At 61.6% G+C, this 13,474-nt stretch carries 11 protein-coding genes; 9 read left to right on the forward strand and 2 right to left on the reverse strand.

Annotated features, from left to right (window positions below):
• Positions 1-126 precede the first annotated feature (126 nt).
• The 6 genes from ppc to DXT77_RS07140 all read left to right on the forward strand — a co-directional run bounded on the left by ppc (position 127) and on the right by DXT77_RS07140 (position 6,765).
• Complete coding sequence (gene ppc, locus DXT77_RS07110; RefSeq protein ID WP_119427281.1) at positions 127-2,757, forward strand: phosphoenolpyruvate carboxylase; 2,631 nt, start codon at positions 127-129, stop codon at positions 2,755-2,757.
• 300 nt (positions 2,758-3,057) lie between these two features.
• Positions 3,058-3,705, forward strand: a complete 648-nt coding sequence (gene adk / locus DXT77_RS07120; RefSeq protein ID WP_085712812.1) for an adenylate kinase — start codon at positions 3,058-3,060, stop codon at positions 3,703-3,705.
• Between the two features lie 93 nt (positions 3,706-3,798).
• Positions 3,799-4,473 carry a tRNA (adenosine(37)-N6)-threonylcarbamoyltransferase complex dimerization subunit type 1 TsaB gene (tsaB, locus tag DXT77_RS07125; RefSeq protein WP_119427144.1) on the forward strand — a complete coding sequence of 225 codons (675 nt, stop codon included), beginning with the start codon at positions 3,799-3,801 and terminating at the stop codon, positions 4,471-4,473.
• Between the two features lie 256 nt (positions 4,474-4,729).
• Positions 4,730-5,038 (forward strand): hypothetical protein, encoded by a 309-nt coding sequence (locus tag DXT77_RS07130; RefSeq protein WP_119427145.1) that lies wholly within the window; start codon positions 4,730-4,732, stop codon positions 5,036-5,038.
• Positions 5,038-5,898 (forward strand): DUF72 domain-containing protein, encoded by an 861-nt coding sequence (locus DXT77_RS07135; protein WP_119427146.1) that lies wholly within the window; start codon positions 5,038-5,040, stop codon positions 5,896-5,898. The genes DXT77_RS07130 and DXT77_RS07135 overlap by 1 nt, the downstream gene beginning before the upstream one ends.
• Before the next feature lie 30 nt (positions 5,899-5,928).
• Positions 5,929-6,765 carry an oxaloacetate decarboxylase gene (locus DXT77_RS07140; protein ID WP_119427147.1) on the forward strand — a complete coding sequence of 279 codons (837 nt, stop codon included), beginning with the start codon at positions 5,929-5,931 and terminating at the stop codon, positions 6,763-6,765.
• A gap of 12 nt (positions 6,766-6,777) precedes the next feature.
• On the opposite strand, the gene DXT77_RS07145 is transcribed toward DXT77_RS07140, so the two are convergent.
• Complete coding sequence (locus DXT77_RS07145) at positions 6,778-7,392, reverse strand: energy transducer TonB (RefSeq protein ID WP_119427148.1); 615 nt, start codon at positions 7,390-7,392, stop codon at positions 6,778-6,780.
• A 93-nt stretch (positions 7,393-7,485) separates the two neighbouring features.
• Here DXT77_RS07145 and DXT77_RS07150 point away from each other — a divergent pair, with 93 nt between their 5' ends.
• Positions 7,486-8,268, forward strand: coding sequence for a class I SAM-dependent methyltransferase (locus tag DXT77_RS07150; protein ID WP_119427149.1), 783 nt, complete (start codon positions 7,486-7,488; stop codon positions 8,266-8,268).
• Positions 8,269-8,313: 45 nt separating this feature from the next.
• Here the strand turns inward: DXT77_RS07150 and DXT77_RS07155 are convergent, their stop codons facing one another.
• The gene (locus DXT77_RS07155; protein WP_119427150.1) at positions 8,314-8,949 is read right to left on the reverse strand and encodes a TetR/AcrR family transcriptional regulator; all 636 of its coding nucleotides are present in this window, start codon (positions 8,947-8,949) and stop codon (positions 8,314-8,316) included.
• Between the two features lie 94 nt (positions 8,950-9,043).
• On the opposite strand from DXT77_RS07155, the gene DXT77_RS07160 reads away from it, so the two are divergent.
• Positions 9,044-10,144, forward strand: coding sequence for an efflux RND transporter periplasmic adaptor subunit (locus DXT77_RS07160; protein WP_085712820.1), 1,101 nt, complete (start codon positions 9,044-9,046; stop codon positions 10,142-10,144).
• 6 nt (positions 10,145-10,150) lie between these two features.
• Positions 10,151-13,219: an efflux RND transporter permease subunit gene (locus DXT77_RS07165; protein WP_119427151.1), complete on the forward strand. Its 3,069-nt coding sequence runs from the start codon at positions 10,151-10,153 to the stop codon at positions 13,217-13,219.
• Positions 13,220-13,474 lie beyond the last annotated feature (255 nt).

The raw sequence follows: 13,474 nt of genomic DNA on the forward strand, positions 1-13,474 counted from the left end.
GACTAGCTTCAAGCCTCAAGGTTTAAAGTCCCTTCGTCGTCTGCTTGTAAGAAGCGTTGCAGAGCGGCACTCTCTGTTCATCCACTCACTTGCGATCCGTCACCGATTACTGCTGGAGAGATGCTGATGACCGATATTGATGCACGCTTGCGCGAAGACGTTCACCTGCTCGGTGAGCTGTTGGGCAACACCATCCGTGACCAGTACGGCGAGGCGTTTCTCGACAAGATCGAGCAGATCCGCAAGGGCGCCAAGGCTGACCGGCGCGGCTCGATGGACGCCGAACTCAGCGCCAGCCTCAATCAGTTGAGCGAAGACGAATTGCTCCCGGTGGCACGGGCGTTCAACCAGTTTCTCAACCTGGCGAACATCGCCGAGCAGTACCAGCTCATTCATCGCCGCGAAGAGTCGCAAGCCGCACCTTTCGAGTCCCGTGTGCTGCCGGAATTGCTCGCCCGTTTGCGCGAGGAAGGGCACAGCGCCGACTCCCTCGCCCGACAGTTATCACGACTGGAAATCGAACTGGTGCTGACCGCGCACCCGACCGAAGTGGCCCGGCGCACGCTGATCCAGAAGTACGACGCGATCGCTGCGCAACTGGCCGCTCAGGACCACCGCGACTTGACCACGGCCGAGCGCGAGCAGATCCACAACACCCTGCAACGCCTGATCGCCGAAGCCTGGCACACCGAAGAAATCCGCCGCACCCGACCGACCCCGGTGGACGAAGCCAAGTGGGGTTTTGCGGTGATCGAGCATTCGTTGTGGCAGGCGATTCCCAACCATATGCGCAAGGCCGATCAGGCACTGTTTGCCGCCACCGGCCTGCGTTTGCCGCTGGAAGCCGCGCCGATCCGCTTTGCTTCGTGGATGGGCGGCGACCGCGATGGCAACCCGAATGTCACCGCTGCGGTGACCCGCGAAGTACTGCTGCTGGCGCGCTGGATGGCGGCCGATTTGTACCTGCGAGATGTCGATCACCTGGCCGCCGAACTGTCGATGCAGCAAGCCAGCGACGCGCTCAAGGCCAAGGCCGGCGACAGCGCCGAACCCTATCGCGCGGTGCTCAAACAATTGCGTGAACGCCTGCGCGCCACGCGCAACTGGGCTCATGCCTCCTTGACCGCAACCACCCCGGCACCGGCCGATGTGCTGCACAACAATCGCGATCTGCTCGATCCGCTGGAGCTGTGCTACCACTCGCTGCACGAGTGCGGCATGGGCGTGATCGCCGACGGGCCATTGCTCGATTGCCTGCGTCGGGCCGTAACCTTCGGCCTGTTCCTGGTGCGCCTCGATGTGCGTCAGGACTCGTCGCGACACACCGCCGCCATGACCGAAATCACCGATTACCTCGGCCTCGGTCGCTATGAAGACTGGGACGAAGAACAGCGCATCAGCTTCCTGACCCGCGAACTGCAAAATCGTCGGCCGCTGCTGCCGGCGCATTTCAAACCCTCGGCGGATACTGCCGAAGTGCTCGCCACCTGCAAGGAAATCGCTGCCGCGCCGGGCGCTTCGCTGGGTTCTTATGTGATCTCCATGGCCGGCGCCGCCTCGGATGTGCTCGCGGTGCAACTGCTGCTGAAGGACTCTGGTGTGCTGCGGCCGATGCGCGTAGTGCCGTTGTTCGAAACCCTGGCCGACCTTGACAACGCCGGCCCGGTGATTGAGCGCCTGTTGCTGCTGCCGGGTTATCGCGCACGTCTGCAAGGCCCGCAGGAAGTGATGATCGGTTATTCCGACTCGGCCAAGGACGCCGGCACCACCGCCGCGGCCTGGGCGCAATATCGGGCTCAGGAGCGGCTGGTGGAAATCTGCCACGAGCAGCAAGTCGAACTGCTGCTGTTTCATGGTCGCGGTGGCACCGTGGGCCGTGGCGGTGGCCCGGCCCATGCGGCGATCCTGTCGCAACCGCCGGGTTCGGTGGCGGGGCGTTTCCGCACCACCGAGCAGGGGGAAATGATTCGATTCAAATTCGGCCTGCCGGACATCGCCGAGCAAAACCTCAATCTGTATCTGGCTGCCGTGCTCGAAGCGACCCTGCTGCCACCGCCGCCACCGACGCCGGAGTGGCGGCATCTGATGGATGAACTGGCTGCTGACGGTGTCGCCGCTTACCGCGCCGTGGTGCGGGAAAATCCGCAGTTCGTCGAGTATTTCCGTCAGTCGACACCCGAGCAGGAGCTGGGGCGTTTGCCGTTGGGCAGCCGTCCGGCCAAGCGTCGCGCCGGTGGTATCGAAAGCCTGCGGGCGATTCCGTGGATCTTCGGCTGGACCCAGACGCGTTTGATGCTGCCAGCGTGGCTTGGTTGGGAAACCGCACTGAGCAAGGCGCTGGAGCGCGGCGAAGGTGAGCTGCTGGGGCAGATGCGCGAACAGTGGCCGTTTTTCCGCACCCGCATCGACATGCTGGAAATGGTCCTGGCCAAGGCCGACGCCGACATTGCGCTGTCCTACGACGAGCGACTGGTTGAGTCGGACTTGTTACCTTTGGGTGTGCACTTACGCGACCTATTGTCGCAGGCATGTTCCGTGGTGCTCGGCCTGACCGGTCAGTCGCAACTGCTGGCACATAGCCCGGACACCCTGGAATTCATCCGCCTGCGCAACACCTATCTCGACCCGCTGCATCTATTGCAGGCCGAACTGCTGGCGCGTTCGCGACAGCCGAACGTCGAGCAGGACAGCCCGGTAGAACAGGCGTTGCTGGTGTCTGTGGCGGGGATTGCCGCCGGTTTGCGAAATACCGGCTAAGGTTTTCTGCGTGGGGCAGGGCACCCGGGGCAAACGTCGGGTGCCGTTTATCGAGCGTGGGAAAAATGCGGGCAAGCGACAGTTAATGATGGGGTTGCGACTTGGGGAACCGCGTCGCAAGGTCGCGGCAGGCGCCGGTTTCTCCGACTTTTGGCGTCTTGTGTGGGCGCAGCCTGCTGTGTATCTTGGTCAGCCTCTGGCCGTTTGGGCGGTCACGACCCTATTTCCAGGATTTCGCCCCATGAGGCGAATCCGTTGTTTTGCAAAAGCTTTTTATAAAAAAATTGAGGAGCACATCTAATGCGCGTCATTCTGCTGGGAGCTCCCGGGGCCGGTAAAGGTACTCAGGCTAAGTTCATCACCGAGAAATTCGGCATTCCGCAAATCTCCACCGGCGACATGCTGCGTGCTGCGGTCAAGGCCGGCACCGAACTGGGCATCAAGGCCAAGAGCATCATGGATGCCGGTGGCCTGGTGTCGGATGACCTGATCATCGCACTGGTAAAAGACCGCATCGCTCAGGCTGACTGCGCCAACGGTTTCCTGTTCGACGGTTTCCCGCGCACCATTCCTCAGGCTGAAGCGCTGGTGACTGCCGGTGTCGAGCTGGATGCCGTGGTTGAAATCGCCGTTGAAGACGAAGAAATCGTTCAGCGTATCGCTGGCCGTCGCGTTCACGAGGCCAGCGGCCGCGTGTACCACATCGTCTACAACCCGCCGAAGATTGCCGGTAAGGACGACATCACCGGTGAAGAGCTGGTGCAGCGCAAGGACGACACCGAAGAAACCGTGCGTCATCGCCTGTCGGTCTACCATTCGCAGACCAAGCCGCTGGTGGATTTCTACCAGAAGCTGTCGGCCGCCAACGGCAAGCCGAAGTACAGCCACATTCCGGGTGTCGGTTCGGTTGAAGCGATCACCGCCAAGGTTCTTGAAGCACTGAGCTGAAAAACCTGATCCGCTGCATCATCCACGGCCCGCTTGCGGGCCGTAGTTGTTTATACTGGCGCACTTTTCCCCACCTGATTTACGGACACATCGATGAGCACCTTGCTGGCCCTGGACACCGCGACTGAAGCTTGCTCCGTTGCCTTGCTGCATGACGGCAAGGTCACGAGCCATTACGAGGTGATCCCGCGCCTGCACGCGCAGAAACTGCTGCCGATGATCCAGCAACTGCTGGCCGACGCCGGCACCACGCTGCAAGCGGTGGACGCGATTGCCTTCGGTCGTGGCCCGGGCGCGTTCACCGGTGTGCGCATTGCCATCGGCGTGGTGCAAGGCTTGGCGTTCGCGCTGGATCGTCCGGTGTTGCCGGTGTCGAACCTGGCGGTACTCGCGCAACGCGCTTATCGCGAACACGGCGTGAGCCAGGTCGCGGCGGCTATCGATGCGCGGATGGATGAAGTGTATTGGGGCTGCTATCGCGAGACGGCAGGGGAGATGCGTCTGGTCGGCACCGAGGCGGTGTTGCCGCCGGAAGTTGCCGCACTGCCGGACGATGCTACAGGTGACTGGTTCGGTGCCGGCACCGGTTGGGGCTACGGCGAGCGCATCGCTGTCAACCTGAGCGGTTCCGATGCGGGCATGTTGCCCCACGCCGAGGATCTGCTGACGCTGGCGCGTTTCGCCTGGGAACGTGGCGAGTCGATTCCGGCCGACGACGCCCAGCCGGTTTACCTGCGCGATAAAGTCGCCACGCCGAAAGCCCGCTGATCCACCCCAACCCTGTGGGAGCGAGCCTGCTCGCGAAGGCGTCGTGTCAGCGTAAATTGATGTTGAATGTGCCGGCCTCTTCGCGAGCAGGCTCGCTCCCACAAGGTGCGGCGTTATGGCTGAACGCTGCCAATCGTCCGTTTCCAACCCCGCGCTTTAAACCTTTTGTCTTTTATGTGTTCTAGTTATCACTCGGCGATTTGCTAAGTCGGTCAGGTGCCGCTAAATTGCCATCATCGATACCGAGCATGACTTTATGCGTATAGACGGCGTTTCCACTCATTCCTACCCCATCAAGCGCAAGCCTCGCAAAGGCAATCCGGCGCTGGATGAATCCGTCGAGGATATTGAAGGCGAGCTGGAATTACCCACCGAAGCGCAACTGGCTGCCCGCGCCGCCAAGGCCTCCGCGCAACGCCTGAGCAATCTGCCCGCCCGCCAACAAGACATGATTTATCACCGTGCGATGAAGAAAAGCGTGGCCATGGCCCTGGCCAGCTACCTGAGCACCGCCGGTTTTGTCGATTGGGACGCAGACGTGCTGGGCCTCGACCTGTACATCTGATGGATCTGCCTTACTACCTCGGTTGCCCGTCCTGGAGTGAAAACGCCTGGCGCGAGTATCTGTATCCGGTAGACGCCAAGACCTCCGATTTCCTAGGTCTGTATTCGCAAGTGTTCAACGCCGTGGAAGGCAACACGACTTTCTACGCCAGCCCTTCGCCGGCCACCGTGGCGCGTTGGGCCGAGGTCATGCCCGAGCACTTTCGTTTCACCGCCAAATTCCCTGGCGACATCAGCCACGGCGGTGACCTGCGCGATCAACTGACTGCCGCCGAAACCTTCATCCGGTTGCTCAGCCCGCTCGGCGAACGCGTATCGCCACTGTGGCTGCAACTGTCGAAAAGCTTCACTCCGCAACGTTTGCCAGAGCTCGCAGCCTTCATCGACGCGTTTGATCGACCGCTGGCAGTGGAAGTGCGGCACGAACAGTTCTTCGCCAAGGGCGAAAGCGAACGTCTGCTCAACCGTCTGCTGCTGGATCGCGGCGTGGAGCGCATCTGCCTCGATCCGCGCGCGTTGTTCAGTTGCCTGTCCACCGAGTCTTCGGTGATCCACGCTCAATCGAAAAAGCCCCGCGTGCCAACCCGCCCGGCAGCGTTCACCCAATTCCCGCAGGTGCGTTTCATCGGCCATCCCGAGCTTGAGGCCAACGATCCGTTTCTGGTGCCGTGGGTGGCGAAGATTGCCGAGTGGATCGAAGAGGGTCGCACGCCGTACATCTTCTTGCATACTGCCGATAACATCCTGGCGGCGAAGCTTGCGCAGCGTTTTCACGCACAGCTGATGCAACGTTTGCCTGGCCTGCCATCGCTGCCTGAGCTATACAGAGAACCCGCCGCCGAGCAACTTGGCCTGCTCTGAGGCGTTTTTTTTCTGCCCAGGAGCCTGCCGATGGACGCCCAAGCCCGCAAAGAACAAGTCCGTAAAGCCGAAGCCTTTAAAGCCCTGCATGAACGTCCCGGGATTTTCGTGATTCCCAATCCGTGGGATGCCGGTTCCGCGAAAATGCTTGCCAGTCTGGGTTATCAGGCACTGGCGACCACCAGTGCCGGTTATGCGTTTTCCCAGGGCAAACCCGATGGCGCGCTTGGTCTCGAAGAAACCCTGAACAATGTTCGGGCAATTGCTGCAACCACGGATCTGCCCGTGGCGGTGGATCTGGAAAACGGTTTTGCCGACGCTCCGGCGGAGTCGGCGCAAAGCCTGCTGCGCGCCGCCGAAGCGGGCGCCGTGGGTGGCTCGATCGAAGATGCCACTGGCCGTCCGGACGCGCCGATCTACTGTTTCGAACATGCCGTGGCGCGGATCGAAGCCGCGGTTGCAGCTCTGCGCACGTTGCCATTTCCCTTCACCCTGACGGCCCGTGCGGAAAACTACCTGCACGGCAATCCGGATATCAACGACACCATTCGCCGTCTGCAGGCATTCGCTGAAGCGGGGGCCGACGTGCTCTATGCTCCGGGTCTGAGGACGGCCGAAGAAGTGTTGGCGGTGGTGCGAGCGGTGGCGCCGAAACCGGTCAACGTGTTGATGTCCGGTGGTCTGAAGCTGACCGTGCAGCAACTGGAAGAAATGGGTGTGAAGCGCATCAGTACCGGCTCGGCGCTGGCACTGGCGGCGTTTGGCGAGTTCTTCCGGGCTGCCGAGGAAATCCAGCAATCGGGCACGTTCGGTTTCACTTCGCGTTCAATGCCGTACGCCAAGGCCAATCAATTCTTCAAGGGTTGAAACGGGGCGGAATCAGGCGGCGATGCGCAGGTTCTGCTGAACGATCGGGCGTACCCAGCCGTTATCGAAGTCCAGGGCTTTCTGCTGCTCGACGATCTCTTCCGGCGGGAACGGCGGGTAAGGCTGCAGCAGATCCAGGTCGAACTCGGCAATCGGCAGGTACAGCGGCTTTTTCTGCGGTGCAGGGCCCGGTTCCGGAATCGGCTGGCCGTTGTTGATTACGACCGGACGAACCCAGCTGCTGTCGAAGTCCTGCTGCTTTTGCTGAGTCTTGATGTCTTCCGGCGGGAACGGTGGGTACGGCTCGGCCAGTGTCATGTCGATTTCGGCAATCGGCAGGAACAGCGGCTCGGGCGGGCGTACCTGGGTTTCCACTACATCGCATTCGCGCTGGTCGATGATGTGCGCGTGGAGTTCACTGCCGATGGTCGGCTCTTCAGGGCTTTCCAGATCGACCGGCGGGAAGGTGCCACAGGCCGGCACCACATCACTCGATTGTTCGGCCAGTGCCTGGGCAAAGAAATCCTGCCACAGGTGGCTGACGCCGCCCAATGCTTGAGTGTTATGACGGCTGAAATCGCCTGTAGGCGAAATGTAGCCAATCGATGTGGGAAGAATGCCTGACATTTTTTTCGGTCGACGCTCAGCTCTGGCAAAATGCGCGTTGATTGGGTTATCGGCGGTTTCTGCCGATCCTTAACTTTTTTGAGCGTGTTTTCCATGATTGAGCAACCTGCGGCCTGCCGCATCCATGTCGAAGCCCTCGGCCCGACGTTCGAAGCGCAGGCCGAGCAGTGGGCCGAACGCCTGAATCTGCCGTTGCAGGTGGCCGACGGCGAGTTTGCCTTGCAGGTCGGCGAGCAGGGCTTGCAGCTGCAACAGCTGGGGCCGGATGCGCCGGGGCCGGTGCGGGTCGACTTCGTCGAGGGCGGCGCGGCCCATCGTCGGTTGTACGGCGGTGGCAGCGGACAGATGATCGCCAAGGCGGTCGGTATCGCCCAAGGCGTGCGCCCGCGGGTGCTGGATGCCACCGCGGGGCTCGGGAAAGATGCATTCGTGCTGGCGAGCCTGGGCTGCGAGATGAGCCTGATCGAGCGTCAACCGCTGATCGGCGCGTTGCTGGAGGATGGTCTGGCCCGTGCGGCGGAAAATTTCGACGTGGCACCGATCGTGGCGCGGATGACGCTGCTCAAGGGCAACTCGATCGACGTGATGCGCAGCTGGGAAGGCGAGCCGCCGCAGGTGATCTACCTCGACCCGATGTTCCCGCACCGTGAGAAAACCGCGCTGGTGAAGAAGGAAATGCGCCTGTTCCGTCCGCTGGTGGGTGACGATCCGGATGCGCCGGCCTTGCTGGAGGCTGCGTTGGCGCTGGCCACGCACCGGGTGGTGGTCAAGCGCCCGCGCAAGGCGCCGTGCATCGAAGGGCCGAAGCCGAGCCATGCGCTGGATGGCAAATCCAGTCGCTACGACATCTACCCGAAGAAAGCGCTCAAGGCCTGATCCGTCCAATAAGAAAATCCCACGCATGGCGTGGGATTTTTGTTTTCAGGGGTGATAGGCGCGCATGAACAACTCGACCACTTCCTGTACATGGCTTTCCGCCGCCTCGCCGGTCAGTGGTTCACCGCAGCCATACAGCAACCGGAAATTCCCCGCGCCCTTGATCAGGCAGAAGAAATGCTCGGCGGCGTTGTGCGGGTTGTCGATGCGCAGCGCGCCAGTCTCATCGATCCGCCGCAGAAGCCGCTCCATGCCTTGCACCATGCGCTGCGGACCGGCCTCGAAGAAGATCAGCGACAGTTTCGGATCCTGACTGCCCAGCGCCATGATCAGGCGATGCAGGTTCACCGACTCATCGCTGTTGATCAGGTGGTGAAAACCTCTGGCAATGTTCAGCAACACATTTTCCACTGCGATGCCGTCCGGCAATTCGAAGAACAGCGGCGGCAATTGCTCCTCGCATTTGGCGACGACAGCGGCAGAGAACAGCGTCTCCTTGTCATTGAAATGGCTGTAGACCGTCAGCTTCGACACGCCAGCCTCGGCGGCCACAGCGTCCATGCTGGTGTTGGCATAGCCGTGACTCAGGAACAGGATTTTTGCCGCTTCGAGAATCGCCTGGCGCTTGGCCGGATCCTTCGGGCGGCCGGGGCCGTTTGGAGCTGAAAGATTGTTCGACATTCTTCGCTTTTAATACTGGACTGGTGAGTTTGCTATTAATAACATACCGGCCAGTATAAATATTCCAAGCCTCCTTAGCGAAAGGTCCTTCACCATGTTCCGCCATGCGTTGTCCTTTGCGGTGCCAGTCACTCTGGCGTTTTTATTGTCGGCATGTGGCAAGGAAGAGGTGACGCCAGTCAGCGTGCGACCGGCCATGGTGGTGCAGCCAGAGCCTTCGGCGCAGGCGATGGAAAGTTATCCGGGCGAGGTTCGCGCCCGGTATGAACCGGATCTGGCGTTCCGCATCGGCGGCAAAGTCAGCCGACGACTGGTCGAGGAAGGCCAGCGCGTGAAGGCCGATCAACCTCTGGCTGAACTCGATCCGCAGGACGTACGCCTGCAACTGGAAGCCACCCGCGCCCAGGTCACCGCCGCCGAAGCCAATCTGAATCTGGTGCGCGCCGAGCGTGACCGCTACAAGACCCTGATGGAACGGCAGATGGTCAGCCGCTCGGCCTACGACAATGCCGAAAACCTCTACCGCTCCGGTGAGGCTCGCCTCAAACAGATCAAAGCCGAATTCAACGTCTCGACCAACCAGGCCAGTTACGCCGTGCTGCGTGCGCCTCAGGATGGCGTGGTGGCCAAGCGTTCGGTGGAAGTCGGGCAAGTGGTCGCCGCCGGGCAGACCGTATTCACCCTCGCCACCGATGGCGAACGCGAAGTGTCGATCAGCCTGCCGGAACAAAGCTTCGGCCGCTTCAAGGTTGGCCAGCCTGTGTCCGTGGAGCTGTGGACGCAACCGAACCAGCGCTTCGCCGGCAAAATCCGTGAACTGTCGCCAGCGGCCGACCCTAAATCCCGAACCTTCGCCGCTCGCATCGCTTTCACCGCCGGCAACGTGCCGGTCGAACTCGGCCAGAGCGCCCGGGTCTTCGTGCAGACCGCTGACGTGATCCCGCTGTCGGTGCCGCTCTCGGCCCTTACCGCTGAAAACGGCGCGACCTACGTCTGGGTCGTCAGCGCCAACAACACCTTGAAAAAGACGCCCGTGCGCATCGGCCCGTTCGGCGAGAAAACCGTGCCGGTGCTCGAAGGCCTCAACGCCAGCGACTGGGTCGTGGCCGCCGGCGTGCATGTGCTGCTGGAAGGGCAGCAGGTGCGTCCCGTGGATCGCTCCAACCGTGTGGTCAATCTGGCGGACAAGGAGTAAGTCCCGATGCGCTTCAACCTTTCCGAATGGGCGTTGCGTAATCGCCAGATCGTACTGTTCCTGATGCTTCTGCTGGCCATCGTCGGCGCCTTGTCCTACACCAAGCTCGGCCAGAGCGAAGACCCGCCGTTCACCTTCAAGGCCATGGTCATCCAGACCCGCTGGCCCGGCGCCACGGCGCAGGAAGTCTCGCGCCAGGTCACCGAGCGCATCGAAAAGAAGCTGATGGAAACCGGCGAGTACGAACGCATCGTTTCGTTCTCTCGTCCCGGTGAATCACAGGTCACCTTCATCGCCCGCGACTCGATGCATTCGGTCGAGATTCCGGATCTCTGGTATCAGGTACGCAAGAAGGTCGGCGATATCCGCCAGACCCTGCCACCGGGCATTCAGGGCCCCTTCTTCAACGATGAATTCGGCACCACCTTCGGCAATATCTACGCCCTGACCGGCGACGGTTTCGACTACGCCGTGCTCAAGGATTACGCCGACCGCATCCAGATCCAGCTGCAGCGGGTCAAGGACGTGGGCAAGGTCGACCTGCTCGGGCTGCAGGACGAGAAGATCTGGGTCGAGTTGTCCAACGTCAAACTCGCCACCCTCGGCTTGCCATTGGCGGCGGTTCAGCAGGCGCTGGAAGAACAGAACGCGGTGTCCACCGCCGGCTTCTTCGAGACCGGCAGCGAGCGCTTGCAGCTACGGGTTTCGGGGAATTTTCAGACAGTCGACGAGATCAGAAACTTCCCGATCCGGGTCGGTGATCGTACGTTCCGCATCTCCGATGTCGCCGATGTGCGACGCGGTTTCAACGACCCGCCGGCCCCGCGCATGCGCTTCATGGGCGAAGACGCGATCGGCCTTGCGGTGGCGATGAAAGACGGCGGCGACATTCTGGTGCTGGGCAAGGCCCTGGAAACCGAATTCTCCCGCCTCCAGAAAAACCTCCCGGCCGGCATGCAACTGCGCAAGGTTTCCGATCAGCCGGCGGCAGTGAAAAACGGCGTCGGCGAGTTCGTCCAGGTATTGGTCGAAGCACTGGCCATCGTGTTGCTGGTGAGCTTCTTCTCCCTCGGCGTGCGCACCGGCATGGTGGTGGCGCTGACCATTCCGCTGGTGCTGGCGATGACCTTTGCCTGCATGTATTACCTCGGGATCGGCCTGCACAAGATTTCCCTCGGCGCGCTGGTGCTGGCGCTGGGCTTGCTGGTGGACGACGCGATCATCGCCGTGGAAATGATGGCGATCAAAATGGAGCAGGGCTTCGACCGGATCAAGGCGGCCAGTTACGCCTGGACCAGCACCGCATTCCCGATGCTCACCGGTACGCTGATCACCGCCGCCGGTTTCCTGCCGATTGCCACCGCGCAGTCCGGCACCGGTGAATACACCCGCTCGATCTTTCAGGTTGTCACCATCGCGTTGCTGGCTTCGTGGGTGGCGGCGGTGATGTTTGTGCCGTACCTCGGGGAAAAACTCCTGCCGGATCTGGCGAAAATTCACGCGGCCAAACACGGCAGTGGTGACGGTCAGCCGGACCCTTATGCCACACCGTTTTATCAGCGGGTTCGACGTCTGGTGGAGTGGTGCGTGCGTCGGCGCAAGACAGTGATCGTGCTGACGGTGGGGCTGTTCGTCGCCTCGGTAATGCTGTTCAAATTCGTCCCGCAGCAGTTCTTCCCGGCCTCCAACCGGCTGGAGCTGATGGTCGATCTGAAACTGGCGGAAGGCGCGTCGCTGGCCAACACCACCGCCGAGGTCAAGCGACTGGAAGCGATGCTCAAGGATCACGCCGGCATCGACAATTACGTGGCCTACGTCGGCACCGGCTCGCCGCGTTTCTATCTGCCGCTGGATCAACAACTGCCGGCGGCGAGCTTTGCCCAGTTCGTGGTGTTGGCGAAAACCATCGAGGAGCGTGAAGCGCTGCGGACGTGGCTGATCGACACCCTGAACGAACAATTCCCGGCCCTGCGTTCGCGGGTTACGCGCCTGGAGAACGGCCCGCCGGTAGGCTATCCGGTGCAGTTCCGCGTCACGGGCGAGCACATCGAAGAAGTCCGTGCGCTTGCCCGGAAAGTCGCGGCCAAGGTCCGCGAGAATCCGCATGTGGTGAACGTGCATCTGGACTGGGAAGAACCGAGCAAGGTCGTGTACCTGAACATCGATCAGGACCGCGCCCGGGCGCTGGGGGTGAGCACAGCGAATCTGGCGAAATTCCTTCAGAGCTCGCTGACCGGTTCCAGTGTCAGCCAGTATCGCGAAGACAACGAGTTGATCGAAATCCTTCTGCGCGGCACCGTGCATGAGCGTACCGAGCTGTCGCTGTTGCCGAGTCTGGCGGTGCCGACCGACAACGGTCGCAGCGTCGCGCTGTCGCAGATCGCTACGCTGGAATATGGCTTCGAGGAAGGCATCATCTGGCATCGCAACCGGCTGCCGACTGTGACGGTGCGGGCCGACATCTATGGCAAGGAGCAACCGGCGACGCTGGTGAAGCAGATTCAGCCAACCCTCGATCCGATCCGTGCCGAATTGCCTGACGGTTATCTGCTGGACGTTGGCGGCACGGTCGAAGACTCCGAGCGCGGGCAGAAGTCGGTCAACGCCGGTGTACCGATGTTCATTGTCGTGGTCCTGACCTTGCTGATGGTGCAACTGCGCAGTTTCTCGCGTACGGCGATGGTGTTTCTGACGGCGCCGCTGGGGCTGATCGGGGTGACACTGTTTCTGCTGGTGTTCCGTCAGCCGTTCGGATTTGTGGCGATGCTCGGGACGATTGCGCTGTCGGGGATGATCATGCGCAACTCGGTGATTCTGGTGGATCAGATCGAGCAGGATATTGCGGCGGGGCTCAAGCCCTGGCAGGCGATTATCGAGGCGACCGTGAGGCGGTTCCGGCCGATTGTGCTGACGGCGCTGGCGGCGGTGCTGGCGATGATTCCGTTGTCGCGCAGTGTGTTTTTCGGGCCGATGGCGGTAGCGATCATGGGCGGGTTGATTGTGGCGACTGCTTTGACGCTTTTGTTTTTGCCGGCGTTGTATGCGGCCTGGTTCCGGGTTCGCAAGGAGGCTTGATTTGGTTTGGTGAGCGTGGCGGCCTTCGGGCCGGCCAGGCTCTGGGTGTTTTTTGTGAATATCCGTTGCTTCGGGTGTTGCCGCTGGCGGTTTCGCCCTTACGGCGAGTCCCTTTTTCAGACGCCAAAAAGGAACCAAAAGGCTGGGCCCCGGCGTTCGGCACCTCGCTTTGGCTCGGTGTTCCTTCGTTCCGGGATTCATCCGGGGGCATCGCCTCCGGTTTGCTTCGCTGCACCTCCTCTCGATGTGTTCGAC

The sequence above is a fragment of the Pseudomonas sp. 91RF genome (assembly GCF_003576265.1).
GTDB classification, from domain to species: domain Bacteria; phylum Pseudomonadota; class Gammaproteobacteria; order Pseudomonadales; family Pseudomonadaceae; genus Aquipseudomonas; species Aquipseudomonas kribbensis.